This window comes from Parasutterella secunda (assembly GCF_016901835.1).
Classification (GTDB): Bacteria; Pseudomonadota; Gammaproteobacteria; order Burkholderiales; family Burkholderiaceae_F; genus Aphodousia; species Aphodousia faecavium.
Genome location: NZ_JACJKX010000007.1, coordinates 19,120 through 45,473, shown reverse-complemented (window position 1 = coordinate 45,473; position 26,354 = coordinate 19,120). Strand labels below are relative to the sequence as shown.

34 protein-coding genes are annotated in these 26,354 nt (G+C 45.9%); 16 read left to right on the top strand and 18 right to left on the bottom strand.

Annotation, left to right across the window (positions count from 1 at the left end; genetic code table 11):
• Positions 1 to 103: 103 nt before the first annotated feature.
• Together ltrA and H5985_RS09435 are read left to right on the top strand one after the other, a co-directional pair.
• Positions 104 to 1,015, top strand: a complete 912-nt coding sequence (gene ltrA / locus H5985_RS05015; RefSeq protein ID WP_239481616.1) for a group II intron reverse transcriptase/maturase — start codon at positions 104 to 106, stop codon at positions 1,013 to 1,015.
• On the top strand, positions 988 to 1,389 hold the full coding sequence (locus tag H5985_RS09435; RefSeq protein ID WP_338124955.1) for a group II intron maturase-specific domain-containing protein: 402 nt from the start codon (positions 988 to 990) through the stop codon (positions 1,387 to 1,389). Before ltrA ends, H5985_RS09435 begins: the two co-directional genes overlap by 28 nt.
• Before the next feature lie 65 nt (positions 1,390 to 1,454).
• On the opposite strand, the gene H5985_RS05010 is transcribed toward H5985_RS09435, so the two are convergent.
• Positions 1,455 to 1,661 carry an HIT family protein gene (locus H5985_RS05010; protein ID WP_205050217.1) on the bottom strand — a complete coding sequence of 69 codons (207 nt, stop codon included), beginning with the start codon at positions 1,659 to 1,661 and terminating at the stop codon, positions 1,455 to 1,457.
• Positions 1,662 to 1,804: 143 nt separating this feature from the next.
• On the opposite strand from H5985_RS05010, the gene H5985_RS05005 reads away from it, so the two are divergent.
• Positions 1,805 to 2,098: an addiction module antidote protein gene (locus tag H5985_RS05005; protein WP_205050216.1), complete on the top strand. Its 294-nt coding sequence runs from the start codon at positions 1,805 to 1,807 to the stop codon at positions 2,096 to 2,098.
• Positions 2,099 to 2,226: 128 nt separating this feature from the next.
• Here H5985_RS05005 and H5985_RS05000 read toward each other — a convergent pair whose 3' ends face one another.
• The 8 genes from H5985_RS05000 to H5985_RS04965 form a co-directional block, all read right to left on the bottom strand.
• The gene (locus H5985_RS05000; RefSeq protein WP_205050215.1) at positions 2,227 to 4,266 is read right to left on the bottom strand and encodes an LTA synthase family protein; all 2,040 of its coding nucleotides are present in this window, start codon (positions 4,264 to 4,266) and stop codon (positions 2,227 to 2,229) included.
• A gap of 104 nt (positions 4,267 to 4,370) precedes the next feature.
• On the bottom strand, positions 4,371 to 5,219 hold the full coding sequence (locus tag H5985_RS04995; protein WP_205050214.1) for an LTA synthase family protein: 849 nt from the start codon (positions 5,217 to 5,219) through the stop codon (positions 4,371 to 4,373).
• Between the two features lie 7 nt (positions 5,220 to 5,226).
• Complete coding sequence (locus tag H5985_RS04990) at positions 5,227 to 7,125, bottom strand: ABC-F family ATP-binding cassette domain-containing protein (RefSeq protein ID WP_205050213.1); 1,899 nt, start codon at positions 7,123 to 7,125, stop codon at positions 5,227 to 5,229.
• The gene (gene prmB, locus H5985_RS04985; protein WP_205050212.1) at positions 7,125 to 8,027 is read right to left on the bottom strand and encodes a 50S ribosomal protein L3 N(5)-glutamine methyltransferase; all 903 of its coding nucleotides are present in this window, start codon (positions 8,025 to 8,027) and stop codon (positions 7,125 to 7,127) included. The genes H5985_RS04990 and prmB overlap by 1 nt, the downstream gene beginning before the upstream one ends.
• Before the next feature lie 141 nt (positions 8,028 to 8,168).
• The gene (locus H5985_RS04980; RefSeq protein ID WP_205050211.1) at positions 8,169 to 8,675 is read right to left on the bottom strand and encodes an ATP-binding protein; all 507 of its coding nucleotides are present in this window, start codon (positions 8,673 to 8,675) and stop codon (positions 8,169 to 8,171) included.
• 12 nt (positions 8,676 to 8,687) lie between these two features.
• Positions 8,688 to 9,890 carry an amino acid aminotransferase gene (locus H5985_RS04975; protein ID WP_205050210.1) on the bottom strand — a complete coding sequence of 401 codons (1,203 nt, stop codon included), beginning with the start codon at positions 9,888 to 9,890 and terminating at the stop codon, positions 8,688 to 8,690.
• Positions 9,891 to 10,037: 147 nt separating this feature from the next.
• Positions 10,038 to 10,388: a hypothetical protein gene (locus tag H5985_RS04970; protein WP_205050209.1), complete on the bottom strand. Its 351-nt coding sequence runs from the start codon at positions 10,386 to 10,388 to the stop codon at positions 10,038 to 10,040.
• 28 nt (positions 10,389 to 10,416) lie between these two features.
• Entirely contained in the window at positions 10,417 to 11,316 is a 900-nt protein-coding gene (locus H5985_RS04965; protein ID WP_205050208.1) for a DMT family transporter, read from the bottom strand.
• 162 nt (positions 11,317 to 11,478) lie between these two features.
• On the opposite strand from H5985_RS04965, the gene H5985_RS04960 reads away from it, so the two are divergent.
• From H5985_RS04960 to H5985_RS09645, 4 genes are all read left to right on the top strand, one after another.
• Positions 11,479 to 12,444 (top strand): DMT family transporter, encoded by a 966-nt coding sequence (locus H5985_RS04960; protein ID WP_205050207.1) that lies wholly within the window; start codon positions 11,479 to 11,481, stop codon positions 12,442 to 12,444.
• Between the two features lie 85 nt (positions 12,445 to 12,529).
• Entirely contained in the window at positions 12,530 to 12,889 is a 360-nt protein-coding gene (locus H5985_RS04955; protein ID WP_205050206.1) for a hypothetical protein, read from the top strand.
• Between the two features lie 525 nt (positions 12,890 to 13,414).
• Positions 13,415 to 13,705, top strand: coding sequence for a DUF1902 domain-containing protein (locus H5985_RS04950; RefSeq protein ID WP_205050205.1), 291 nt, complete (start codon positions 13,415 to 13,417; stop codon positions 13,703 to 13,705).
• Entirely contained in the window at positions 13,702 to 13,893 is a 192-nt protein-coding gene (locus tag H5985_RS09645) for a type II toxin-antitoxin system HicA family toxin (RefSeq protein ID WP_205050204.1), read from the top strand. Before H5985_RS04950 ends, H5985_RS09645 begins: the two co-directional genes overlap by 4 nt.
• 518 nt (positions 13,894 to 14,411) lie before the next feature.
• Here H5985_RS09645 and H5985_RS04940 read toward each other — a convergent pair.
• Genes H5985_RS04940 through H5985_RS04935 form a run of 3 tightly spaced genes read right to left on the bottom strand, consistent with a single transcriptional unit; the run spans position 14,412 to position 15,108 of the window.
• Positions 14,412 to 14,648, bottom strand: coding sequence for a hypothetical protein (locus H5985_RS04940; protein WP_205050203.1), 237 nt, complete (start codon positions 14,646 to 14,648; stop codon positions 14,412 to 14,414).
• Positions 14,649 to 14,656: 8 nt separating this feature from the next.
• Positions 14,657 to 14,785: a hypothetical protein gene (locus H5985_RS09540; protein ID WP_275096327.1), complete on the bottom strand. Its 129-nt coding sequence runs from the start codon at positions 14,783 to 14,785 to the stop codon at positions 14,657 to 14,659.
• A complete protein-coding gene (locus tag H5985_RS04935; RefSeq protein ID WP_205050202.1) occupies positions 14,782 to 15,108 on the bottom strand; it encodes a nucleoside triphosphate pyrophosphohydrolase family protein in 327 nt (108 codons plus the stop codon). The genes H5985_RS09540 and H5985_RS04935 overlap by 4 nt, the downstream gene beginning before the upstream one ends.
• 75 nt (positions 15,109 to 15,183) lie before the next feature.
• On the opposite strand from H5985_RS04935, the gene H5985_RS04930 reads away from it, so the two are divergent.
• Positions 15,184 to 15,648, top strand: a complete 465-nt coding sequence (locus H5985_RS04930) for a hypothetical protein (RefSeq protein ID WP_205050201.1) — start codon at positions 15,184 to 15,186, stop codon at positions 15,646 to 15,648.
• Between the two features lie 42 nt (positions 15,649 to 15,690).
• On the opposite strand, the gene H5985_RS04925 is transcribed toward H5985_RS04930, so the two are convergent.
• From H5985_RS04925 to H5985_RS04905, 5 genes are all read right to left on the bottom strand, one after another.
• Entirely contained in the window at positions 15,691 to 16,032 is a 342-nt protein-coding gene (locus tag H5985_RS04925; protein ID WP_205050200.1) for a hypothetical protein, read from the bottom strand.
• Complete coding sequence (locus H5985_RS04920) at positions 16,025 to 16,429, bottom strand: hypothetical protein (protein WP_205050199.1); 405 nt, start codon at positions 16,427 to 16,429, stop codon at positions 16,025 to 16,027. Before H5985_RS04920 ends, H5985_RS04925 begins: the two co-directional genes overlap by 8 nt.
• A 95-nt stretch (positions 16,430 to 16,524) precedes the next feature.
• Complete coding sequence (locus tag H5985_RS04915) at positions 16,525 to 16,803, bottom strand: hypothetical protein (RefSeq protein ID WP_205050198.1); 279 nt, start codon at positions 16,801 to 16,803, stop codon at positions 16,525 to 16,527.
• Between the two features lie 90 nt (positions 16,804 to 16,893).
• Positions 16,894 to 17,220 (bottom strand): hypothetical protein, encoded by a 327-nt coding sequence (locus H5985_RS04910; RefSeq protein ID WP_205050197.1) that lies wholly within the window; start codon positions 17,218 to 17,220, stop codon positions 16,894 to 16,896.
• Between the two features lie 101 nt (positions 17,221 to 17,321).
• Complete coding sequence (locus H5985_RS04905; protein WP_205050196.1) at positions 17,322 to 17,675, bottom strand: helix-turn-helix domain-containing protein; 354 nt, start codon at positions 17,673 to 17,675, stop codon at positions 17,322 to 17,324.
• Between the two features lie 70 nt (positions 17,676 to 17,745).
• On the opposite strand from H5985_RS04905, the gene H5985_RS04900 reads away from it, so the two are divergent.
• The 7 genes from H5985_RS04900 to H5985_RS04870 all read left to right on the top strand — a co-directional run bounded on the left by H5985_RS04900 (position 17,746) and on the right by H5985_RS04870 (position 23,770).
• A complete protein-coding gene (locus H5985_RS04900; RefSeq protein WP_205050195.1) occupies positions 17,746 to 18,003 on the top strand; it encodes a YdaS family helix-turn-helix protein in 258 nt (85 codons plus the stop codon).
• Positions 18,004 to 18,016: 13 nt separating this feature from the next.
• A complete protein-coding gene (locus tag H5985_RS04895; protein ID WP_205050194.1) occupies positions 18,017 to 18,478 on the top strand; it encodes a YmfL family putative regulatory protein in 462 nt (153 codons plus the stop codon).
• A gap of 271 nt (positions 18,479 to 18,749) precedes the next feature.
• Positions 18,750 to 21,257, top strand: a complete 2,508-nt coding sequence (locus H5985_RS04890) for a DUF5906 domain-containing protein (RefSeq protein ID WP_205050193.1) — start codon at positions 18,750 to 18,752, stop codon at positions 21,255 to 21,257.
• A gap of 369 nt (positions 21,258 to 21,626) precedes the next feature.
• On the top strand, positions 21,627 to 21,947 hold the full coding sequence (locus H5985_RS04885; RefSeq protein WP_205050192.1) for a hypothetical protein: 321 nt from the start codon (positions 21,627 to 21,629) through the stop codon (positions 21,945 to 21,947).
• Positions 21,947 to 22,315 (top strand): hypothetical protein, encoded by a 369-nt coding sequence (locus H5985_RS04880; RefSeq protein WP_205050191.1) that lies wholly within the window; start codon positions 21,947 to 21,949, stop codon positions 22,313 to 22,315. Before H5985_RS04885 ends, H5985_RS04880 begins: the two co-directional genes overlap by 1 nt.
• A gap of 50 nt (positions 22,316 to 22,365) precedes the next feature.
• Entirely contained in the window at positions 22,366 to 23,250 is an 885-nt protein-coding gene (locus H5985_RS04875) for a hypothetical protein (protein WP_205050190.1), read from the top strand.
• Positions 23,234 to 23,770 (top strand): hypothetical protein, encoded by a 537-nt coding sequence (locus H5985_RS04870; protein ID WP_205050189.1) that lies wholly within the window; start codon positions 23,234 to 23,236, stop codon positions 23,768 to 23,770. The genes H5985_RS04875 and H5985_RS04870 overlap by 17 nt, the downstream gene beginning before the upstream one ends.
• 257 nt (positions 23,771 to 24,027) lie before the next feature.
• On the opposite strand, the gene H5985_RS04865 is transcribed toward H5985_RS04870, so the two are convergent.
• Positions 24,028 to 24,666 (bottom strand): hypothetical protein, encoded by a 639-nt coding sequence (locus tag H5985_RS04865; protein ID WP_205050188.1) that lies wholly within the window; start codon positions 24,664 to 24,666, stop codon positions 24,028 to 24,030.
• Positions 24,667 to 24,982: 316 nt separating this feature from the next.
• Here H5985_RS04865 and H5985_RS04860 point away from each other — a divergent pair, with 316 nt between their 5' ends.
• A complete protein-coding gene (locus H5985_RS04860; protein ID WP_205050187.1) occupies positions 24,983 to 26,302 on the top strand; it encodes a hypothetical protein in 1,320 nt (439 codons plus the stop codon).
• Positions 26,303 to 26,354: the final 52 nt, after the last annotated feature.

Here is a 26,354-nt window from a genome sequence, read left to right as displayed (position 1 = left end):
TGATCAATAAATTATCCAGCACACAGTGTCGGAACAGGACTCTTCCGAGAGCAGACGGAATCTGTGATCGGTCGCTGGCCCCTGTCCAAAAGGAGTTTTGATTATGACGAACCGAGAGTGGACGAAAGCAGATCCTGAATGGTGCCGAATCGAAACAGTCATGCACGGCATGATCATCGAGGAAGCCATCCAGAAAGTCATAGCGAATCACGGAAGCGCGGGTGTAGACCACGTGACTGTCGATGAGTTAAGAGACCACTGGAAACAACACGGAGGAACAATCCGCCAGAAAATCATCAATGGAACCTATATTCCGCTTCCTGTAAAACGGGTCGACATTCCCAAACCCAATGGGGGTACAAGAATGCTCGGCATTCCTTCGATCATTGACCGAGTGATACAACAGGCGCTAGTCAACGTCCTAACACCGATGTTTGATCCGCAATTCAGTGACAACAGTTACGGTTTCCGTCAGGGTCGCAGTGCTCAGATGGCTGTACTGAAAGCACAGGAATACATCAAACAAGGCTATAAATGGGTGGTTGAATTGGATCTGTCCAAGTTCTTTGACAGAGTCAATCATGACATTCTAATGAGCCGTATCGCTAAGGTAGTTGACGATAAGAAGATCCTGAAACTGATTCGTCAGTATTTAAACGCCGGAATCATGGAGAACGGATTAGTCAAGCCCAGATCAGAAGGGGTACCTCAGGGTGGCCCCCTAAGTCCGCTTTTGTCGAACATTATGCTGACGGAGCTTGATCGTGAATTGGAAAAACGGGGACATAAGTTCTGCCGATATGCTGACGACTGCAACATCTATGTGAAGTCCGAAGAGGCGGCAAAGCGAGTGCTCGAAAGTGTGACGAAATATTTGGAGGGAGGGCTCAAATTACGGGTAAACCGTGATAAGAGCGGTACCTTTCGTCCATACGAGTCAGTCTTTCTTGGGTACACATTCCACCGATACGTCCAGCACGTATTATCGTGGCGCCGAAATCAGTCAAACGGTTAAAAGAAAAGCTGAAGGTTATCTACAGACGGAGTAGAGGCACATCATTGAGCTTCGCCATTGAAAAGCTTACACAGCTACTGAGGGGGTGGCGGAACTACTTCAGTTTAGATACTCGAAAAGAGTTCTTTGAAAAGCTGGACATCAATATCCGAACTCACCTGAGATGCTTGATATGGCGAGCCTGGAAAAAGCCTGGAACAAGGCAAAAGGAGCTGCGCAGAAGAGGGTTGGATGAGCAAAACGCCTGGAAATCGGCCTATAACGGCAAAGGACCATGGTGGAACGCCAGAGCCCCACACATGCGGATATGTATCCCGAACGCCTTGTTCGTACGGTTGGGATTGTATTCCCTGAAACTTCAGGGGATTGCTTGAATGAAACGCCGTATGCGGAACCGCACGTACGGTGTTGTGGGAGGTGACGGGCTATATCCCGTCACCTACCCGATGACTCTTAATAAATCCTGCATGGCGGCGCATTCTTCAGAAGTTAAATCAAAATAATTTGCAACATGACGCTTAGGGATAATAAGAGAATGTCCCGGGTTCACTGGAAAGCCGTCATAAAATGCGACAGCGAGATCATTCTCGGCAATGATCTCTTTGTCTTTGCTTAAATTACAAAAAATGCATTGACAATCTTTCATAATGACTTTACCTTGTTGTAAACTGTAGTATACACAAACTACAATGCCGTAAAGTACAGAGCTTCACTGAATCAACTTGATTTCGCAAGACTGAAGTTTCTTGCCGATGGATCGAGCCTTATTAGAAATTTGGGTGCGAATAAATGATAAAAGAAAAGTTGCTTCCTTTTGACATTCAAAATTATTTGGAAGATGAAAGAGATAGTCTTCTTTATCTTCAAGCGTGTTTCATGGAAGATTCGGGCGACGGAAAACTTATTAAAAAGGCGCTTGGAGATATTGCTCGAGCTCGAGGAATTAGTCAACTTGCCAAAAAAGCCGGTATGACTCGTGCAGGTCTGTATAAGGCTTTGAGCGATGAAGGAGACCCAAAGCTTTCTACCTTCCTTCATATTCTTAAAGCACTCGATATCAATATCAAGCCGGTTTCGGCTTGAGATGCTATTCGGAACAGACAAAAACCCAATATGCCTCGGGTATTGCGCTTGTGTTACTCGGTGGCCTAAAACCGGAGGCAAGAATATTGGTTCCGTTCGTTGATGCTGCTAGAGTTTTTTTGAAGATCTTAACGAGTCCCGCAAGCTCTTTCATTTAACTGCCAGAAATCCAGTGCCCGGTACGCTTCAATGCGAGCTTTTTCCTCAGCCGTTGCTTCTCGCATTTGGGTGTAATCCGTAAAGAATTCTTTTTCGCTATCGGCCCACGGATAAAAAAGGATCGGACCTTTAAGCGTATAGACTCCTTTTTCATCAGCCCAAAGCGTCAGGTTGTAGCCGAATGCGCGTTGCGGATCATCAGCAGGCGCGAGCATATTGCGCCCGCCCACGGTCCGATAGGTCGCATCCGACAGGCTCAATGCGTAAAGTGTCGGGAAAATGTCTTTGTGCGATCCCACACGTTTGGCATCAAAGTGAATATCAACTGCTGACTTCACGTTATCGGAAGCCCAGACGTAAAAGGGGATGGCGACATCTTTAAAAGGTCCGTCTTCAAGGAGTGGCTTCATCCCGAGCATGCGATGGTCTGCCGTCGCGCCGATCACCATGGCTCGATTGTTCAGAGACTTAAGCTCGGAAATCGTTTTTCCCAAAGCATCGGCACTGGCCTGATAAGTCTGCATGATGGTCAGAAGCGACTCATCGTAATCATCGTGATAGTAGTGTTGATTGATGACTTCGGGTACCTCAATGGGCTTCGGAGTGTAACCCGCCGGCACATGATAGGGCGGGTGGTTGGAGGTAGATAACACCACGACAAATACCGGTTCTTTGGAGTTTTTCACAAGATCGGCAGCAAACTCAAACGCATAGTGGTCATCGACACCCCATTCGGTGGTGGAGGTGAGGTTGAAGTGATCCATTAAGTGCGTCTGGTCATAAACTTCGTCAACGTATTGACGCGGGAGGTACTCCTTCATGTTTTCCCAAGCGGTGGTGCCGGAGGTGACAAAAACCGTTCGGTAACCCTGCTTTTTGTACACTTCAAAGGGCGTACCCGGCAAACTCACATTGCGAATCGAAGACGTGCTCACCTGAGAGACAGGACTTAAAAAGAGAAGCTGAGCAACCGACTGAATAGTGTGAAGGTCAGCGGAGGTAAAGCGCTTGAACACGTAATCGGACTTGAAGTGTTCCCGCAACGATCCCATCAGGTCAACTTTACCCGGCACGTCGTAACTCATCATGTTAAAGCCCATGCTTTCCATGATGAAAAACACAACGTTTGGTTTAAGCTCCGCTAATTGTTCGTTGTGATCTGTTTTTTGAGTAAGTGAGCCGATTTGAGCAGCGGCCATAAGACGCTCGCCTCGCTCAAGAGAGACGGGTTCAAACGTCATTGAATTTTTTCTGTCCTGATTGGCGTAATAAAGAGCCATCGGGGCATTTAAGACCAACTCATTGATCTGTTTGACAACAGAGACCTGAGCATTATTGCGTCGCAGCGGATAACGAGAGGTGAGTGACCCGCGGGCGAGAAAGACAAAAGCGACAATACCGACCACAATGAGTGCGCAGGCCTTCAGAACTGAGAGCTGATCCCAGATCGTGGATCGGCTCATAGCAGCAAAAAGCTTTGCCCAAACCCAGGTCATGAAAATGGTGAGGGCAATAACGGCCAGCGAATTGGAAATAATCGGATAGTCCTGCCAAACGGTCGTCATCACTGCCTGCGGTTCTTCATGCAGGAAGTTAAAAACAAAGATGTCAATTGCCGTGTGGAAAGTGCGGATGTAGTGGAAATTGCAAACGGATAAAAGCGCTACGGCAAAAAAGGCAAACGCACTCCAAACCGTCAGTGCTTTGGTTAATGGTTTCCAGGTGGCTTTAAAGTAAAACAGCAACAAAGACAGAAGAAGCGGAACGATCGCAAGCGTTGTGCCGGTTCGGGCATCAAAGCGAAGGCCTAAAAAACGCATGCGCCAGACGTCGTCGGATTGAATCATCTCGGCGGGCACTTCGGCTACGACCATCAGCCAATAGTAAAGCTCACGGATAGCGGCCATGAAGACAATGGCAATCGCCGCCAATGTAAAGCATTGCGTAAAAATCAGCAGAAAACGTCCTAAAGTATTTTGCGGACGGGTAATTTCAGGAAAGAAGGCCATTTTTCAAATACTTATTACTGATGCCGCCATTGTAATGAGAGCCGGCCGATCATGTAAGTCAATTTAACAAATGGAAACGGGCGCCGTGAAAGCGCCCGATACAATCAATGGGTTTGTGTTTGCTCCGGATGAGCAAGCATCTCATGCGCATCCGAGTAATAAATACTCATCGGCGCATTCATCACGATGAAATTGACCATCGGATATTCGCTGATGAGTGCATGGCGCGGTGTGAGCGGATCGCTCGTGGTGATCGAAGATTGCACAGATGTCCACATCAGGCCGAAAAAGCACGTCAGGCACAAAAGCCAATTGGTCCAATTTTCGTTTTTCCAAAGCGAAGAGGTACTGAAAATAGTCGTGAATCGCTGCCAAAGACCAAGAAAGATCCCGGTCACAACAACGGTAATCAGACAATCAAAGAAAATGGGGAAATCCGAACTGTAGGCCCACAGGTGACTCAACGGTGCATCAAAAAAGGCACTCAATTGTGCAGCTGTTAAGGGCAGCCCGGTGGCACCCAGTACGTGAATGTTGGCAATCGTGGTCACAATCAGATAAAAGGCGCAGAGGGTAAACCACGTGCCCAATATCTTCATGCAGAGCTTGAAAAAGGCAGGCCCCAGGAGACCGAAGATCGCCACAAAGACGCCCGGCAGCATCATGTAGTAGGCAAACTGGGCATCAAAGCGCAATCCCACGGCCCACATATCAACGTATTGTTCACGGGGCACCACTGCATCAAGACTTGTCTGAGTGATAAAGACGTCCATATACACTTCGCGGAAAACGAAGTTGAGCACAATCACTAAAAGCGCAAAAATCGCCTCACTCATCAACAGCACCAACACCCGGGCAAAGGGGTGTTCAGGGCAGTCAGCCGCAGCCAGTGCTTTAATGGTTCGGGTGGGACCCGCAGGTTTTCTTTTCAGAATAGATTTGTAGTTCAGCATGATTTCATTAGACAACAGCTTCTATGGCTTCGGAGAGTTCCAACCAGCGCGCTTCCAGTTCTTCGACTTTGGCGCTGATTTCTCCGCGGCGTTTGAGGGCATCGGCCACTTCATCCTGATCGCCCTGAGTATAAAACTCGGAATCGGCCAATTTTGCGTCAAGCGCTTTGAGTTCATCGCTTAACGGATTGAGTTCTTTTTCAACCTGAGCGAGTTCTTTTTGAAGGGGTTTCTTCAAATTGGCGATACGCTGACGCTCAAGGGCGGCCTGTTGGCGGGCTTCCTTTTTATTAACAGAAGGTGCGGCTGCCTCATTTTTAACTTTTTCGGCGGCAAGAGAAGCCTTGCGGCTTTCCAAAACCAGCTTGGCATAGTCATCGAGGTCACCGTCGAATTCGCTCACCTTTCCTTCGTGCACGAGCATCAAGCGTTCGGTCGTCGCGGCGAGCAAATGCCGATCGTGAGAAACAAGGAGCACGGATCCCTCAAAGGAGGAAAGTGCCATCGTGAGCGCCTCACGCGTTTGCATATCCAGATGGTTCGTCGGTTCGTCCAGGACGATAAGATTGGGTTTGTCCCAAGCTAAAAGCGCCAGCGCAAGTCTTGCCTTTTCGCCGCCTGAGAAAGGTTTGACAGGGGCGTTGACCATATCGCCGCTAAATCGAAAACGGCCTAAAAAGTCACGCAAGACCTGTTCTCGCTCTTCGGGTGCTTTATGACGCAGATGCTGCAGGGGCGTTTCATCTTCTCGGAGTTGTTCCAACTGGTGCTGGGCAAAGTAGCCGATTTGAAGACCTTGACCGAACCGGAATTCTCCCTTCATGGGCATGAGCTCTTGGCAAATGCCTTTGATCAGAGTTGATTTACCGGCACCGTTTACGCCCAGCACACCGATACGTTCACCGGCGCGGATGGAAAATTTCACATCCCTGAGAATGAGTTTATCGGTGTAGCCGAGACTGACTTCCTGAGCCTCAACCAAATGTTCGGGGAGTCTTTCAGGCTTTAAAAACTCAAAACGCCACTCGCGCGTAGCGCGCACGGGCTCAACAGCTTTGAGTCTTTCAAGCATTTTGATGCGCGATTGCGCTTGGCGTGCTTTACTGGCCTTGTAGCGGAAGCGATCAATATAGCTTTGCAGGTGAGCGCTTTCGCGTTCGTAGGCTTTGGCTGCAGCATCCTGTGCCCGAAGTCTTTCGATACGCAAAGCTTCAAAGGCGCTGTAGTTGCCGGAGTAACGTCTGATGGTCGCGTCTTCAATACTCCAGATGGTGCCCACACAACGATCGAGGAACTCACGGTCGTGGCTGATGATGAGTGTCGTGGCGTGCTGGCGCTTAAGCCACGCTTCAAGCCAAATGACGCTGTCCAAATCCAAGTGGTTCGTCGGTTCGTCCAAAAGCAGAAGTTCAGCCGGACACATGAGCGCTCGGGCCAGGGCCAGGCGGTTTCGCCAACCGCCCGAAAAATCCTTGACCCGATGGCCGGTCATCTCTTCGGTAAAGCCCAGGCCGTGAAGAATAATTTTGGCCTGCGCCACAATGGCGCCTTCATTGAGTTCGGCTAACGTAGCATGAGCCTGCGCTGCGCTCATGTCATCATGAGCTTCTGCAAGGGCTTTTTTGGCGGCAACCAGGGGCGCATGGCCGGACAAAACCCAATCAATCGCGACTTCGTCCACGGTATCGATGTCTTGGGCGACGTGACCGATATTTTCAGGGGCCGGCGCAGTAATGTCGCCTGCTTCAATCGGGACTTCGCCCAAAATGGCACCCAAGAGGCTTGATTTTCCGCAGCCGTTTTCACCGACCAAGCCGATGCGTTCGCCGGGATTAGCCAAAAGTGTGGCGTGCGAATACAGCACTCGCACGCCTCGCATGAGACTGACGTCTTGGAGTCTAAGCATTACGGAAGTTCATCCTTTCGCAATAGGTACACCATGGCATCTTCATTTTCGGTAGCAAGCCACGTAAAGGGAACCTTCGGATAGGCTGCTTCACAGGCATCTTTACCGTCACCCACTTCAACGACCATCACCCCTTTATTGGTTAAATGGGCTTTCGCATCGGTCATCAAACGACGGACAATATCCAGGCCGTCATCGCCTGCGCCTAAAGCCAGAGCCGGTTCATGACGGTATTCGGCGGGCAGATTATCCATCGCTTCCTGCGTCACGTAGGGAGGATTACTGATGATGACATCGTATTGACGGTCACCCAATTCATTGAAGAGATCGCTCTTGATGAGTTCGATGCGATCCTGCATGCCGTAGCGCTCGACATTGATTTTGGCCACATCGAGTGCGTCCTGGCTGATATCCACACAATCGACCTTGGCGTTGGGGAACACTTCAGCGGCCAAAATACCGAGGCAGCCCGAACCCGTGCAAAGATCGAGCACGCGGGTGACGTTATCAGCATTGGAAACCCAGGGCGCCAATTCGTCTTTTAAAAGCTCGGCGATATACGAGCGGGGAATGATCACGCGTTCATCGCAGTAGAAGGGATGCTCGGTCAACCAGGCTTCCTGCAAAAGGTAAGGGGTCGGGATCTTTTCAACCGCACGCTTTTCAATCCGATCAAGGAGCATCTTCAGTTCGGCGTTTGATACCCTTGCATCCCAGAAACGGTCGGAGTCTTCGAAATTGAGTCTCAGTGAGCGCAAAACCAGAAAATAAGCTTCTTCATAGGTGTCCGCACAACCGTGTCCGCAGAAAATATTGTTGATTTCAAATTGCGTCATGGCATAGCGGATGACGTCGCGAATGGTTTGCAGACGGCACTGGTAAACATCGTGATCGGTAATCATAAAAAATCCCGTGAAAAATCAATCATCAAAACAAACCTGTATTCTAACCCAGATTAGCTCGGATCGTTCAGAGACGGCACGTGCTTTTTCAAATGAAAAGAGGCAAATTGAAGGTTAAAAAATCTGGCAAAAAAACTGGAACTACTTTTTAACGGTGATAGTTTTGTTTTGAGAAACGAACAAAACCGAATCAAATTGCCTGAATAGATCGGCTTTGCCGCTTTCAAAATTGCGGTGCATTTGAGTGATGACCTCAGGCGAAATGATTTTGTCCGAGCGTTTTTGGATGCGGCGCTTGAGCTCTTTTGCCTCGGGCGGCTCAAAAACAATGGCAACGGTCTGATAACCGTGGCTCTGTAACTCGGCGATAAGTTTTTCGCGCTCAAGTGTTGAAACGTTTGTTTTGTCTATCAAAAATGAACGCTTCGCTTGGATCAAAGCATTTTGTTTTTCATCAATATTGAGGCCTGCCTGTTGGGCGACTTCAGCCCATTTGCTGTAGTCGCCGTGGGCGAGTTCGAGCACTTCCTCATCAAAAGAGATTCGCGCCAATTGACTAAGCCAAGCGTGTTCGGACACAAAAGTGGATTTGCCCGAATACGGAATCCCGATTAAAACTACACAAAGCGGCTTTTCTTCTAGAGCCATAGCCGGTATCAATCACAGTACCGCCGCAAAGCTGCGGGCGACGTAGGCCACATTTTTCCGATTTAAGCCGCAGACGCAGATTCGGCCGTTGCGAACAGCGTAAATACCGAATTCCGAAGAGAGACGATCGACCTGCTCAGGCGTTAAACCGGTAAAAGAGAACATCCCGGCTTGCTCCGTCACAAAGGAAAAATCGCGCTTGGCACCGATTGCTCGCATTTCATCGGCTAAAGCCTGACGCATGGCAAGGATTCGATTTCGCATGCCGGCTAACTCTTTTTCCCAGTGGGCAAATTTGTCCGGGTCGCTTAAGACTCGTTCGACAATCCGACCGCCGAAGGCTGCAGGATTTGAGTAATTGGCCCGGGCGCAGCACTTCAGATGGGAGGCCACTCGCAAGGCTTCATTCTCAGAATGCGTCACAACAGTGAGCGCGCCGATTCTTTCGCTGTAGAGGTTAAACGATTTGGAAAATGAAGAGGCCACTAAAAAGTCAAGGCCGGAATCCGCAAAAAGGCGCACGGCCAATGAGTCTTCCTCAAGTCCTGCTTTAAAACCCTGATAGGCTAAATCAAGGAAAGGGACAAGTTGGCAGTGCTTACAAATATCGATGATTTCCGACCACTGATTGGCATCGAGATCGTATCCTGTGGGGTTATGGCAGCAGGCGTGCAAAATGACGAGCGTTTTGGCAGGCAATTTTTTCAGATCCTCACACATAGCCTCAAAATTGAGTCCGTGAGTACCCGCGTCATAGTAGCGGTAGGCAGCGACAGTGTAGCCTGAGCGCTCCAAAATATCATTGTGATTGCCCCAGGTCGGAACAGAGGCTGCTCCCACTCTCAGGCCGCAGGCCCAATACATCAGATCGCAACCCAGTTTAAGGGCTCCGGTGCCCCCTAAGCTTTGCACTGTGCAGGCTCGCTTGGACGTGACAACTTCGCTGTCTTTTCCGAATAGGAGCTCTTGAACCAAACGATCGTAAAGAGGAAGACCTGTCTGCGGAATATAAGTATGGGGGCGATGGGAGAGGGCAATGGCTTCTTCGGCTTCGCGGACCACATCCAAAACCGGAGTGACACCGTTTTCATCGAGGTACATGCCGACGCCCAGATTGACTTTGCAGTCTCGGGGATCGGCTAAAAATTTGCCCGTTAAACTTAAAATCGGATCATCGGGCAGCGTGCTTACGGAAGAAAAAACGGAGTCAGTCATGGCCTTTCCTACATTCAATCAGATCAACACATCCCAATATAGACGAAGAAGCGCTTTTGCGTGACACGGAACATAAGCACATTGCGTTACCGGACACAAAAAAAGGCGAAACCGAGCGGCTTCGCCTGGGAGAAACAATCTTAACGATTATTTCTTCATGGATTCAATAGCCTTTTTCACGCTTTCTTGAGAAGGACGGAAAGCGGTGAGGCGTTGTTGAATAATGGCAGGGGCCTGAGCAATCATCGTGTTATAGCGATAACCGCCCTTGACCAAGGTCTTCAAAACATTGACAAAGTCAAAGTAGCAATCTTCGCGTTTGATCTTGGCAGAATGTTGCAGACCCATAAAGTCGGTCCACGTAACGGTGTAGATAACGCCCTTGTCGCTCACATCGCAGTGCGTGACGCCCACGGCATCGCACACCCAAACGTTGGGTTCCTGTTGAACGGGGGCCTGTTCTTTTTGAACTTCTTTTTGGGTTTCTTTCTTATCCATTTTTAAACCTCTTAGTGAATGGAAATGTTTATGAGGAGGCTGCAGCCTCACCGGCTTTGTTAGCTGCCTCCGTCCGTTTGGTGTAAATAGTAGCGCAAACGCCTGCAATAATGATCATGGCCATACCGATTAATCCCATCATGGCAACCGTTTCGCTAAAGAGCATGAAACTTATGAGTGCGGAGAAGGGAATGGCCGAAAAGCCCAGGCAGGAACTTAAGAGCATATTGCCGTAGGCGTAGGAGCGCGTGGTACAGATCTGACCGAGTGTGGCGCAAATACCCATGCCGATCAGGTACGCACCGGATTCGAGGGTGGGCATATGCATGCCGTCTTCAAGAAGGTAGCTGCCCAAGATGCCGAAGACTGCACCGAACGTGGAGAAGTAAAAGACGATCCGCCAGGAGGGTTCCTTGAGATTGCCGAGTTCTTTGATCTGCCAGTACACGATCAAATCAATGAAAGAGACAAAAAGACAAATGAGTGCCGGAATCAGGTAACCCTCATCAAAGGTGGGCTGCAGAACGGTCGTGACGCCAGCAAAACCGAAAACGATGGCAAGAATCACGCCCCAAGGCGCTCTCTCTTTTTTAATAAAGGCGAGGATGATGAAGTTCGCGGCCATAAACAGCGGCGTTGTGTAGATCAGGGTCATGTTGGTGCCAAGCGGCATCTGACCGATGGTGAAAAACCACAGGCCGACCGAAATGGTTCCCAAAACCGCACGCTTAATGTGTCCGCCTAAGTGTTCTGTGCGAAGTGAAAGACCCTGAGAATGCACGAACATGGAAATCGTGACGATACCGATTAAGGATCGGTAAAAAACAAGTTCCAACGATCCGAAGTGGCCGCTGCAGAGCTTGACAAACACGGCCATGAATGAAAAACAGGCGGCCGCCGCCAGAGCCCAAAGCGATTGCTTCATCATGATTGAGAGCCTTTTAGTAGAAACGCAAATAGTGACATTCTAAGCCAGTCATAGGTAATTCGAAATAGAGGACTTGCCCGAATATCCTTTCGTCGCAATGGTATGGACGGATGTGACGACTATAATGGCTTCGTTTTTTCGGTCAAAAGGGAAAGGATCGTTATGGTCAGGCAGTCAGCATTACTGGGGCACGGCTGTGCAGCGGGTGCCAATATCATTTGGGGTTTGATGGCGCCGATTGCCAAAGTGGTCATGGTGGGAGGCTTGGTGAGCCCCTTGATTCTGACGGATTTACGCGTGCTGGGGGCAGCGGTTCTTTTTTGGTTTGCGTCATTTTTTGCTCCGCACGAAACCGTTTCCAAACCGGATCTTCTGCGGTTGTTTTTTGCTTCTCTTTTTGCCATTACACTCAACCAAGGCAGTTATATTTTCGGTGTCGGATTAACGACTCCGGGAAATGCGACCATTCTGACTTCCAGTATGCCTTTATGGGCAATGGTTCTGGCGGCATTTCTGCTAAAAGATCCGATTACGCTTAAAAAATTCATCGGTATTGCCATGGGTGCCATCGGGGCATTGACGCTTATTTTGTCTAAAACCGATGTGGCGGCTAATCCCGCGATAGAAAGCAATGTCTGGGGTGACCTGTTGGTCGCAAGCGCTCAGTTGAGTTTTGCGTTTTACGTGGTGAAATTCAAAGACCTGGTCACACGTTACAGTCTCTTTACGACCATGAAGTGGATGTTTACCTTTGCCACGCTTTGTATGCTGCCTTTTTCCGTGACGTCATTAGCAACCACTCAATGGCTATCCCTGAGCCTTCATGAGTGGCTCAGTATCGCCTATGTGGTCGTGGGAGGCACCTTTTGTTCCTATTTGCTCATTGTGATCGGGCAGCGCAACTTAAAGCCCACGGTGGCCGCCATGTATAACTATGTGCAACCGGTTGTGGGCTGTTTGGCAGCAGCGGCCATGGGACTCGATTCTCTGTCGTGGACCAAAGCATTAGCCGTTCTTTTGATTTTTGCCGGTGTCTATCTCGTCACGCATTCGGCAAGCGCCAAGGAGCAGGCCGCCATTCAGGAAAAGCAGTTGGAAGTACTGGAAAAGAGAAAAAGACAGGGGTGACATTTAGCAATACATTTTTCCCCCTTCCGCCCTGTCTATTTCTAAAATAAATAGAGAAAGACAGATGAACACAGGAGAAGGACGGATGAAAAAGATCGCCTACATGGTTGCGTCGGCTCTTTTGCCGATACTGGTCGCTTGCACGAGTCAGACACCTTCTGTTCACTCCGACTCAAAAGCATTTGAAACGGAAGGCACACTTGTGATTGCGCACGAAGTGCGCTCTTTTAAGCCTGTCGGCAGTTCATCCGAATTTTGGGTTGTTGATAAAACAGGTGAACTCTATGAGCGCTATGATGCCATCACTCAAGGTATCAAAAACGGCACGCCGGTTCAGGTCAAAATGATTGTTACCGATTGTGGACCTTCTAAAGAGGGTTTTGCCCGCGGCTATGCCAGTGTGTACGAGGTCGTGGATATTCTCAGTATGCAATCTAAACAATGATAATGGCTGTTTAATATTTTTATAATATTAAAAAACAGTTAATTAAATTGTTTAATAAATATAAAATAATATTGAACTTAAATGACCGAACGAGAGATCGTGCCGATCAATCAATGTTAAATCGAGAGGGATTTGAGTTCGGAAGGGAAGCGATTGTCTCGCCTGTTTTGAGATAGAAAAGGTCGCTTTCAGGGGGACTTTGTCATCTGGATGTCGCTGAAATTTCTCAATCTCGTTAAAAAACTTCGATATACTAGTCGAGGAGAGGAATCGGGGATTAAAGAAGGTTGTCTGAAAAGAAAAACGCTTAAATAACCAAAGAAAGTTTTTGATTATTTAAGCGTTTTTGGTGCCGGGATCGGCATCGTATTTATCATAAAATCAAAAACTTAAAAATTTTACATCTCTGATTGAACAAAAGTTTGTACGATTTAGATTCGGTTTTTTTGGCAATTTTAGGCCGTTAAAAGTTGTATAACGTCTAGTTATGTATTTATACTCATCCTACATCAAGGAGGAGTAATTATGAGATTTGCTTACCCGGTCGGTTTTATCGGGTGGAAGTTCTTTGCCCGTTTGGGTTTGCCCCTTCGTGTGCGTGTATTCGTTATGTATGACGATGAAGCGAAGGTTTTTGTCGCCACGAGCGATGATTTCTTGCCTGAATTTGGACTTACAGTGGAGTCGGATACTTGGGATGGCATCTTTAAGGAAATTCGAATTGCCCTCGAGGAAGCTGAAGAAATTTGCTTAGGCAAGACTGACGACAAAGTTAGACTTGATCCCGTTTTACGTCCTATTCATCAATTATCATGAATGGTTTCTACAATAAAGTCGTAGAGATCCTAAAACGGTACGGGTTTTACTTAGTTCGTCACGGGAAAGGGGATCATGAGATTTGGGGAAATGGTAAGGTTAATGTGACAGTAGATCGTCATACCAAATCTCGTTTTACAGCTAACAAAACATTGAAAGATGCTGGGATTTCTGAACGCATCCGCTAACCCACAGTTCCCATATAAATTGAGTTACTCATTGGGCCTCATTTGAGGCCCTTGTCGTTTCAGCTTCCCGGTCGATACGCTTTAACATCTCCAGCCCTCCAGTAGGGGGTTGAAGCATTGCCATTGACGGGTTTAGGGAAACCTTTCCTGGTTCTCCAGTCGTGCAACGTAGCCTGAGAGATCCTGAAATAGGATAAAACGTCCTTTCTTCTGGCCAGTTCGTCATCTGCCATCTTTGCGATATTTCTAACTTCGTATGCCATTTTTTCCTCACGGCAAAATAAATGGTGACCACCAAATTGGCTTGTCATTTTTTGAATGCTTGATCAATTCTTTAAGGAAGGTCAATGTAGGTCGTGTTTTAAGTTCTCGGATAGATTGACCACATAAAACGAGATCCTCACTGATTAAGACACCGAAGAAAATTTCTTGAGCTTCCTTATTTCTTGAAAGAAAAACGAAAAGGGATCCTTTGCTCGGGGGAACGTTGTGAATCATTTGCCAGTTCATTGAATTACCTACGGTTTTGAGTAAAGTGACCAAAAAGCATTTCGGCGACAGAGTTGCTCAAACGTAAAGAACGGGAGCATTTCATTTTTGATGTCCAGCAGCGCTTTAAACGTATAAGACACAGCAAAAATCATTTGGCCATCTCTGAGAATGGCTGCTTTAGCGAAATAGCAGATCCCGTTGACGTGTAAGAAAAGAATTTTTTGCGGATCCGGTTTGATCTTTTTTAACGACTGCCAATACATGACTTCTCCTACGCACCAATAAAGACTTCAGCGATGTGCATGCCGATTGCTAAGAAAAATCCAGCAAGCATCGACAATATGCAAATCATGGCTGCGAGTATTAAGAAAAACGAAATAAAGTCTTGGAAGTGGTTCATTTCGCCTCCGTTTGAATTCGGGTTAACTGCCGTTCTAACTTGCTCTCTCGGATCTCTCTGCAGCGAGCTGTGGATGCGGTTAAAACTTCAACTTGATCAATCATGATGCGGACATCGCTCATCTCTTCATACATGTGTTCAAAATGTGCTTGTTTCTCCCGGCCGAGAAAGATCATCAAGCGGAGTTTGAGGATCGTCATAAAAAGCTCAAACAGTTCTTCCATTGTTTTATTGAGCTGATGAGTTACGCCATAGTGCCGGGCAATCATTGAGATCCGGCGATCGGTTCTTTGGACATGAATCACTTTTTTAACTGTTTTCATTTCTAACCTTTTGTTCAGATGCCTCCTTGTAGAATGTGAGTTGCAAATTCATAAACAAACCACAAGGAGGGCTTAATGGACTTAGTTGCCTTGTTTACAGGCTTAACCGTCTTGTTGACGCTTGCAAATATGATTCACAATCTTCAAAAAGAAAATCGGTTTGCTTGTAGGCTTTCGGTTACTCCGTTTGCCCTTCAAGATAGAACTTTTGTATTAAACATCCTTATCCTTGCTGAAGAATGGCCTTTTAGCATCAAGAAAATTGAAATTGCCGGAGGTCAAATCAGCTCAAAGCTTTATAAAGAAGGTTCTCCCATAGATGATTTTTCTTTTGTATCTTCTTTCTCAGAGGAGTTAATAGTTGAATCATCATCCGTGTATGTTCCACGTCCAGAGGCCAAACATTGGATACCATTTAGTTTTTTAATCAAATTGGATAAATCAACTTCCAATCCAAAGATTTCGTTTTGGAGAGAATGCAGCTTTTTATGGATTCCTTGGTTCATCAAAATTACACTACCCATCAACATGAGAAGTTGAAAACCTAAGCAAAAAAATTGTGCATTTGTCATTTCTTTTCTCCTACAGCAATGCTTGATAAACATGCTTAACCTTGGCCGGACGCTCGTACTTGTACCGGTTCATAAATTTGAATATGAGATCCAAGCCGTTTGAATCCATCAGATCCTCGCAATCTTTCAGGATCCAATTGCGCAGGTGCGTCATGTCTATGTAATCCCGGACTGCATCGGCCCAGGAACGGTAAGTGACGCCGTCTTTGACCAATTTGGCAATCAGTAAAAACTTTTCTGGTTCATACTCTTTGGTCCAAATCCACAGTTCGAGTTTCGTGTCGTTGTTAACACGCAGACTGACAGTGGGAGGTTCTTTGGCGTTTTCGATTTCATCTTCAAGGTCAAGCATGAACACCTCTCCTTCCAAAATAGGGGTTATATCGTCCGAACAACCGGATCAAGCTCAGAACATTCTTTTTGTGTTGTCTCAGTTCTGAAGTCGTCAAACGATTGCTTAGACGAAGTTCGGTCTGCATGAGGCAGCCGCGCTGCTGGTCATCACAGAGGTAGAAAGCAAAGCATCGGCTGCCGGGATTGATTTCTATTCCCTCTTCAGGGAGAACTTCCGGTGGGTTGGTTAAGTGACCTTCTGCGCAGGCGATATCGGCTTTAACGTATTCCGGGTTTAAATAGATCCCGTTAGAGATATAGTCATCCCAAAGCTTGAAGCACACTTCAGATGCAATTGTTAGGCTGGTGCTCTCTAAGAGTTCAGAGAGTGCGGCTCGGTATGCTCGAATGCTCATTTGAGGTTTCTTTTTCATGGTGTCTGGTGGCCCGCCATCGCAGGTAGTTCAAGGGAACAGAAATTGCTCAAAGGTAACGACTTTGGGCCGTAAAATTAGTTGTTGTTTTTGAAAATAATGTTGTGCGCTTTTATTAATCGAGCGGCCACATCATCAACATACTCATCAGAGTTTTCTGCACATTTCAAACATGCCGCCCATATCGCTCTCTTGGCGCGATCTTTTTCTTCCAAGGTCTGCGAATCTTTAGTTGCTTTTTCGCCAAAGATTAAATCGTGTCCTTTGTGTAAACGCCTAGCTGCAGATTGCAGGTCACTACTGGTTGCAAAGACTCGTTTGACGAATCCAATCCAGATTTCTTGATTGCTTAGCATTTTTTTTGTCCTTGAAATGGGTGGCCCGGCTCCCTCTTGGCGGTTAAGGATTTGGTTTCGGAGGACCAACCGCAACCGGGCCGTTAGTCGTTACGCAGCCTTGGGGAGATCCAGACGGCAGAAATTGTTGTAAGTTTCCGTGCAGCTCTTGATCGCTGTGCTTGTCATGTAAGCAGCATCGCCGATTGCCTGAGCACCACGAAGTGCATAAGCAGCTTCTTCAATGGTTTCCGTTTTCGGAGCGGACAAAGTGCTGATGATCGCGCCGGTGGAAGCCAGTTTGATGAATGAATCCAACTCATCTTTGGACTTCTGCAGCTTTTCAATCAAAGTATCAATACGAGCGTTTAAGAGTTGTGCTTGGGTCAGAGCATTGACCGTGGCAGGGGAATTGGGGTTGTAAGAATTGACAGACATTTTTCTCTCCATCTGTTGATGGAAAGAATGTTACTTTAAGCAACAAAACACTGAGTAACTTTTAGCTACATTATTGATATAAATCAAAAGAATGTAGCGATTTAAGACTGTTTAACGAGAGTTTCTACCACAGCTTTAATCATTTTTAATTGCTGTGGATTGGCTTTCCTGAGAAGTTCTACAGTATCTTGAAACTCTTGCGATGCATTGAGGTCTTGAGGACGTTTCTGACCTCTACCAGTGAGTAGCCAATCGAGGCTTGTATTGCCCCATTTTGCCAGCTCTATCAGGCGATCTGTGTCAGGATAGCCTTGTCCATCCATCCACTTTTTCGCACTCGGATGAGTGATGTTAAAACGCCTTGCAAGAGTAACTAAACGACCTCTTCGTGGTACGCCAATGTCGTCCAAAATCTCGTTAAGTCGAATTGAGAAATCTTCGAGATTGTTACTCATGGCATAAGTATGCACCTTCATACATTTTAGAACTTGCTTATAATGTAGTTTTCGGCTACATTACGAGATTATGAAAGAAAACTTAATCTCAAAAGCAATTGAAATTGTCGGTCTGTGCAAACTGGCTCAAGCCTGTGGTGTAAGGCATCAATCCATCTACCGATGGGTAGAAAAGGGTTCTTTACCACGCACAGACTGGACCGGCGAGACCGACTACGCCAGTCGCATTGAAGAAGCGACTAAGGGCGCGGTCACTCGTGCCCAATTGCTTAACTTCAAGCGTAGCGGTGAAACGGACGCTGGTAAACCACACCAGAACCAGGCTTAGGGTGGGAGACAACATGATGAGAGCTACGTACATTGCGATGTGTAGAGCGTTCCCCGGTGGCTTGGTGGCGATGGCTTCAGCCTTGGGTTACAGCTTTGACGCTTTGAAAAACCGGATTTACGAAAAGAAGGGGCAATCTGTTTCGGTTGAGGACGCGCTTTTGATGCAGGAGTTCTCCGGTACCAAGCACTTTGCCAATGAGGTCGCCCGCCAGTCCGGGGGTGTGTTCCTGGAGGTCATTCCTGCAGGGATCCGTGACCGCTCTGAACTTCTGACTGAATTCAATCGACTGACGCAAGAGCTCGGAGAGCTGTCCAAAGAGTATGAGCTCTCTGTTCGAGACGGTCAGATCGACGGTGCTGAAAAAGCACAGCTCAAGCGCCAGGCGTACCGAATTCATAAGCAACTTGAAAAGATCCTTGCGATCTCTTTTGCAATTTACGAAGTCCGGGAGGATGACGATGCAAAAAAGTAGACCTGTAGGCCGTCCTTCAGTGTGGCACAAGCCCATAGTGGATTTTTTGGATAGTCATGGCAGCGCGCGGGCGCTTGAGATTCGCCGGGCGTTAGGGATTTCGAAGCCAAGCTTTTACAAAGCTGTTTCAGCATTGGTTTGCCAAGGCTATTTGTATTGGCAACCAGCAACAAAAGGCAATTTTCGTTTTCTAAAAACAAGAAAAAATGAATTTTCGGACTGTCTAACGTCTTTGTTACAGTTTAGGCATTAAGAGAGTTTGGGGTGGTGCATGGCATCGGATTTAAGGGACATTGTTGACCAAATGGCTGCCGTTGGCATCTTTGTGCCGGCGGGCTATGAGCTGAAGGCGGGGACGGCTAAGTTTCAGCGGTTTCAACCGGCGGATCAGAAAAAGAATAAAAAATCCGCTTGGTACATCATTTATGAAAATTTCACGAAGTCCGGGAAAGTCTACTATTCCGGAGCCTTTGGCATACGTGACGAAAAGTACATCATCAAAGCATCCACTCACAACTGGACACCTGAAGAGCGAAAAGAAGCTAAAGAATTCGCAAAGCAAGCTCAAATCAGAAATCAAAAGGATGCTTGCGAGCGCGCACAGAAAGCCGCACAAACCGCTGAATGGATGTGGGCCCGTGCTCATGATGAAGTGCCGGTTACGTTCAAATACTGTGTTGATAAAAAGATTAAACCCTATGGCGCCCGATTTATACATGGGAACATGATTATTCCTATGTATCGGGGAAAGATGGTAGGTATGCAAACCATCCTCCCGGAGAAAAATGAGGATGGTGTCAATAAGATTTTCCTTACCGGTTCTGACATTGTCGGGGCGTATTTCAAAATTGGCAGCTTAAGCCAGGATCCGCAACAGACAGTCTACGTTGTTGAAGGGTACGCCACAGGCTGCAGTGTGCACCATGCCACTAAGCTTCCGGTCATCGTTGCATTTAATGCCGGTAATCTTGAGCCGGTGATCGCAGGGATCCGGGCAAAGATGCCGGATGCGAAAATCGTCATTGCCGGTGATGATGATCGCCATGTTTTGATTCGTGCCAGAGCGTTCTTTGAAAAGTTCGGGGTAAAGCCTGAAATTTCTGCGACTTCCAAGGGCAAAAAACAGTATTTTCACACCGAACAATACGGCGATATTGAAGTAGATGTAGGTTATGCTCGAATTGACGGCTCTCAGAGCGTCACGGGATATGTGAAATACACATTGGATGGCAGACAGATTGAGCACAAACTCAATTTTGCCAATGCCGGCAAAACAAAAGCCCTGGCTGCCGCTAAAAAACATCACTGCTGTGTGGTTTTTCCGGTCTTTTCGACTAAAGGTAGTAAGGGTACCGATTTCAATGATTTGGAAGTGGAAGAGGGAACAGAGGTTTGCACTAAGCAACTGGATGCTTCCAAACTGAATCCAATCGGTGATGGTAAGGCAAAGAAAGCCGGTCGCGCTTCGATTGATTATCTCTGCGATCGTTACGTGCTCATGTATGGTCGTGATGACGTTTGGGATTATGAGAAGTGCAAGTTCGTCAAATTAGACAAGCTCCGACCTTGGTGGGGCAAGAACGCCATTGACTTATGGTTGGAGTCGCCTAAGCGTAAGTCGGCCACGGATGAGGATCTGGTGTTTATTCCCTCCGGCAATGTGCCAGAGGGTTGCATCAATATGTTTAAGGGGTGGCCCATCAAACCGGATGCGAGCAAGTCCTGTCACCTGATCGTGGAGCACCTCTATAACCTGTGTGGTCGTGATGACACGGTTTTTGACTGGGTCACCAAGTGGCTGGCTTATCCTCTGCAGCACCCGGGTGCCAAGATGCACACGTGTTTGCTCTTTTACGGATCCAGACAAGGAACGGGCAAGAACCAGTTCTTTGAACAGATCATGCAGCGTATCTATGGACCGCTTTACAGCGACACGATTAATCAAGCCATGCTGCAGTCATCGTTTAATGCGTGGTTGTCTCATAAGCTCTACTGTGTCGGTGATGAAGTGGTAGCCAGTGCTGACCGCCGCATCTTAAAGAATCAGTTAAAGACCATGATTACCGGTCTTTATCACCAACTCAATGAGAAAAACATTGCCGGGTGGAAAGAGCCGAATTTAACCAACTTTGTTTTTCTATCAAACGAAGATCAACCTTTACTGCTTGACATGATGGATCGACGCCATATGTGTGTGATCGTCAATCAGAGTCACCCCCAGGCGTATTTTGACGCACTCGCGGCTGAGGCGAATAGCGGTGGCGTGGAGGCTTTCTACCAGTATCTTTTGGACTATCCGTTGCAGGATTTTGCACCTTCAACAAAACCATTGGAAACACAGGGACATCAAGAGCTGATCCGAATGGGTGTGAGCGCAGATCGCCGTTTCATTGAGGACTGGTTAAATGGGGATACGGAGTATCCGGTGGGGCCGGTGGCCATCATCCACTTGTATCAAGCCTTTCAGATGTGGGCGAAACAAAACGGTGAGCGCTTCTTACCCAACATGACAAACTTTGGTATTGCTTTGGGTCATTTCATGCCTTCGGCTCGCAAGCGCGTGAAAATTTTCGCTCCCGGACAACGAATTGATGAGTTGAGTGTAGAGAACTCATACGGTGACATGCTCGATTCTAGGCAGTTGACAATTTACCTTCCGGAGTGTCCGAGAGATAAATTCAAGAATTATTCTGAAAATGATCAAATTGCATGCTACGTGCGTGAATTTCAGTTAAAAGTCATTAAAAACACTAAAAATATCCGTATTGGAGAGTATTGATGTTTGGGATTTTGACGATTTTTTGCCTTTTTCTGAGCATTGCACAACTGAGAATTTGTGCAGGGTGTGCAGACACGTGTGCAGGGTTTGTGCAGGGTGTGAAATTTTGTAATTTGTTGTTTTTTAATAGAAAAAATGACATTGTGCAGGCTGTGCACCCTAAAAAGGAAAAGTCTCTTGCGTGTGCGCGCTGGCGCGGGTGCGTCCACGCGCGTGTATATGCGCGGACAATTTCGCTTAAAGCCTGCACACCCTGCACAGTATTAAATAACTTGTTGAAAAAACGGAAGAAAGTTTATTTTAAAACCCTGCACAACCCCTGCACAAACCCTGCACAGGGTATGCACAGTCTTTGAAGCGGAGACTTTTATGGCTGAAATTCGTTACGTTTTCATGGATTCTCAGAGTGAAACGCTCAATGATCAGTCTCAAAGGGCTTACTGGTATGAAAAACTGATGATTTACCGTCGCACTTTGGCCGATCACTACAACGAAGCTCGTTTTGATGGTGACTGTGAGGAGATGGCTAAGTGTGAAAAAGCGTTTGAGCATGTTGATGCGCTCTTAGCCAAATGTCACGAAACGCTGCGAATGGAAGTGACGGTTTCCGCTCCGGAGGTTCATCTTTTTGACATGCAGAGGGCTGTAGGTTTGATTCAGACCATTACCGGCATTGCGGAGAACGATTGATGGCTCGTATCAAAGAAATAGAGGAGCGTTTAAAGCGTTGGCAAACGTGGTACTTCACCGTTGCTCAAGCCGGTACGGTTAAAAGTCCAAGAATGAGTGTAAGAGTAGATGGTGTGCCGGTAACTATGGCTCCGATTGCTGCCGGGACAGAAGAAGCTTTGGAAACTGATAGAGCGGTGGCTCAACTTCCATCAGATTTGAAGGCGGTTATCAAAGTGGTTTATTTAGATCCTGAAGGGCGAACGATGGAAGTTAATGCCAAGCTTCTCAAAATGTCGAGAGTGTCACTTTATAGAAAACTTGAGTTGACCGATCGGTACCTTGCTGCATATTTGAATATTGGTACCGATTTTGATGATGTTCTGTAGTAGGGCCATGTTAGTTGGTGGTGTTACATAGTTGGTAGAGGATAGTAATTATGGGAATTTATAATTACAGAGAGTGTAACTTTCTGGAAAACTTCCAAATGCTCCGATTTTATCGTAATGTGCTCTCAATTTATAAAGACGGAATCCCGAAGGATCCTGATATTGATGACTTGTTACTATTGAACAGTAAGATCGGTGGTCACCTGCATAAAGTTGGTCGAAAAGATTTGATCTGCAGCATTGAAGCGCAGGCAGGCGATCGGTTTTGGTTCTGGTTTATTAAGGCAGGACTGACCTTTCCTTTGGCTGAGACAATCGCAGTCGAAAGTCCAGAAGGAGAGGTACTCGAAGAACAAAACCCGCGAACAGCCAATGAGACTGAGTTGCGAAACCAAGTCTTTTGCCTCTACGATATGAAAAAAAGAGAGTTTTACATATCAGATTTTCAAAAGCGCAGGGCGATCATTGAGCTTTTCAATGAAACTACCAAGACTAATGGTATAACTTGGGAGTTGAGTAATGTATACAAAAGTCCTGAAGAGTTTGAGTCTATCATCCAAAAGGTCGGTCAGATAAGCTTTACTGCTAAACCTACTCTTTTTAACTCTGACTTTTTTAAGATTTCTGCGGTCGATGAGATGGCCGATCTCAAGTCCTTCCAGCTCAAACTTGTTTTTGACTCACCTAAAAAGAGAGGTTTCTTGAAGGGGTTGAAGTCTCTGGAAGAAGCATATTTTCAAAACAGCTTGGACAATTTGATTTGCTCTGGTGTTGGAGATCAAGCGATTGAAAAGGTCTTTAACCCTACTCAATTCAACGAGCGGATTTCAGTTTTGGTTGAAAAGAGTGCCGATCGTGGCTTGTTTGATCCTAATGTTGTCAAAAATGAGCTAATCAAACGCATATTGGAGCTAGACGATGCTGGGCGACAATAAGCTAATTGTCAGTGCTTCACTGCTTATTGGTGTACTGGCGTATTACTTCGAAATTGGTCTTAATCCTGATGCCGTTTCGTTAATAGGGGTGATGTTCTCTGTATTTTTCGGTTTTTATGTCTCCTCCTTGGCTTTCCTCTTCGGAAGTAGTGTTGTTCGATTTCTCCATGAGATGCCTAAGCATAATCGTCCGGGGCAAACTCTTTTGTCGGATTTCTGTAAAGACCTTTTAATTTGTGCAGGCTCTTGTCTTAGTTTGGAGGTTGTATTGATTGTCTATGTTGTTTTAAGTGAGAAATTGAACAATCTTTGGGAACAGTCAGACTTGGCTTTGTCTGCATTAATCTTTGCCTTTTGTGTATTCAGTCTTGCGAAACTGTCTCAGATGTTCTATTTGATGGTGAAGTTGATGAAGTATGAAGCACCTTACATTCAGAGATCAACCCTACACGATGTCGAAAGAGCAAGAAAATCAGAGTTGAGTTCGCTTGAAGCAGATGAAGATGTAGGATGGAAATAACAAAAGTGAATTAGTAGACTGTTACAAAAGTGAGCTATTATGACTACACTTCGTGAGAAGTTGGGTCGAGAGGCCTGAGGCCATGCGAAGTACCTCAAACACAATCTCAGCCCTCCAGAGTGATCCGGAGGGCTTTTTTAGGGGTCAATCAATGAGTCCGAACACGGTTGTTACAGTTATAAATATCCTGATTTTGATTGCATTGACCTGTATCTTGTTTAGACTCTATGACAGAACTCAAAGGTTTTCCGAATTGATTAGACATCTTCGGACTTTAGAGCAGGATTACTTTGAGCTTCTTCGAAAGTTGCATCAGGCTCTAGCTGAGGTTGACTATTTGAAGAAGGGCAAATAGTTATTTGATTATTGATGGTGACGTTGGTGTTGCTGCTGTTATTAAGAAGGCTAAAGATCAATGGAACCATAATCGCAAGAATTTCAATTAGCCAATTCACCATGTCTTTAGGTTCAATCCCATAGTGTTTAGCTAAACTGAAGAATTTTTCAAAATGGGAATCCTGAATAATATCTTCTACTTCTACAGTTTCCGGTTTTTCAATAATTGTGGCAAAGGTCGGGGAATGCGTTGCATCATTGATAGCTAAAGATAGTTTATCGAAATCATCAATATCAAAGTTTTTTGAGATTTGTTCCCTTATTTGTCGATATTGATTCAACTCAGCAAAAACTTGCGAAAGATTATTGAAACCGCCAGCTTTATGGATTTCCTGTATTAGTGAGAGGTTATGTTTTTGATTGCGATATAAGTTGTATGCCGTGCTTAGTGCCCTTGGATCAATTTGTCCGATAGCTCTTTGTGCCAAACGCGCTGTTTTTAGCGCTTCCTGAAATTCGGGAGAGTTGATCTTTCTAATAGCATCATAAAACGGGTTCATTTCACTGGTTCCTTATTTTTGGTACGTTTTTCTGCTCATTCGTACTGTATCAGGATTAGGGAACCAATGAAATGATCTGTAGCTGTGCTTCGTGAGAGGTTGGGTCGAGAGGCCCGAGGCCATGCGAAGTACCTCAAGTTCTTAGCCCTCCGAATGCCATGCCGGAGGGCTTTTTTCATAACAAAAAGGTTTGTAAAATGAATCCCCTCGGAATTTATTTTTTAGTTCTTGGTTGGACACTTTTTGGATTCTTTGCAGGTTTATGTATAGGAATCGTTATTAACCGTTAAGCTCCAACCAGTGTTGGAGTTTGTTTATGGAAACAAATGAAATTGAAGTAAGATCCTTAGATGTTTTACAGGAAGCAATTACTGAAACATCCAAGCAGATAGAAAACATTTTTAAATCTGAGGTTAGATCAATTTCTGTATTGAGCCAGCATGCGCCTTTATTTTATTGGCGTGATCTTATTACTGATCTGGATTCCTTATCTAATTACATAAGAGAGTACGAATTTGAAGAAACCGAAGAGTTTGAAAAAGAGATTAAAAAATATGCCGAAGCTTTGAATCACTGGGCAAAAAAATCTGTTCGCTTTTTATATGACACTAACTATTGGAATTCTACTGTAACATCATTTTATATAACACTTAACAAGATTCATTGGTTACTTGATGAATCGCGAATTGGGATTCCGAGTAAACGACTTCAAAAGGATTCAAAAGCCGAATCAAACCGAATAGAAGCGTTAAAACTTCGCCTTAATGGCATGGAAAATGAAGTAGGTGATCTTGATAAATCTGTTAAACGAATTTTAGAAGCTGACTCTGCAGCTCAAGAATTACCTGAAACGCTTTCGTCACTTAAGAAGGCTAATACAGACATAACTACACTGCACGAAAGTTCTACGGAAAAAGAAAAAGTGATTTCCGAAATATTTCGAGAGTCAGAAAATCATAGAGAATATATTAAGGAAACCGAGGGACAGATCGAAGAAATTTTGAGAAAGTGTGATTCGGCTCTCGCAGCATCAATGACAACTGGATTAGCCGGTTCATTTGGAAAAAGAAAAACCGAGCTTCAAACTATAGGTTGGATTTGGACTGGAATTTTAATTTTATCTCTAAGCGTGGCAGTCGGAGCCTCGTACTGGAGAGCAGATCAGTTGTATGAATTAATGAAAGATGGACTTTTTAGTGATCCTTATGTGATTTCGGTAAATCTTTTAATTTCCATAACACTGATTGGTGCTCCAATTTGGTTAGCGTGGTTAGCTACGAAACAAGTTGGTTATTATTTCAGATTAGGAGAGGATTACGGTTTTAAAGCCGCTGTTTCAGCTTCATATGAAGGTTTTAGAAGGGAAGCAGAGCAACAAGATCCAGAACTTCAGAAAAGGATTTTGGCTTCAACTATTGACCGATATGATGAGGCCCCTTTGCGTTTTGTTGATGGACGTGTTTCGGGGAGCCCAATTCATGAACTAATTCAATCAGCAGAATTCCGAGACGCACTTAAGCGTGTACCTGATTTTGGTAAAGAAGTTATTGGTATGGCCAAGGACAAATTAAAACAATCTGAGGAAATAGTAGAAACAGCAAAGGATGTAGCAGAGTCTGCAGCAAAGAAAGATTGATAACTATGACCCGCTTCGGCGGGTTTTTTATTGACAAACAATTTCGCTACGT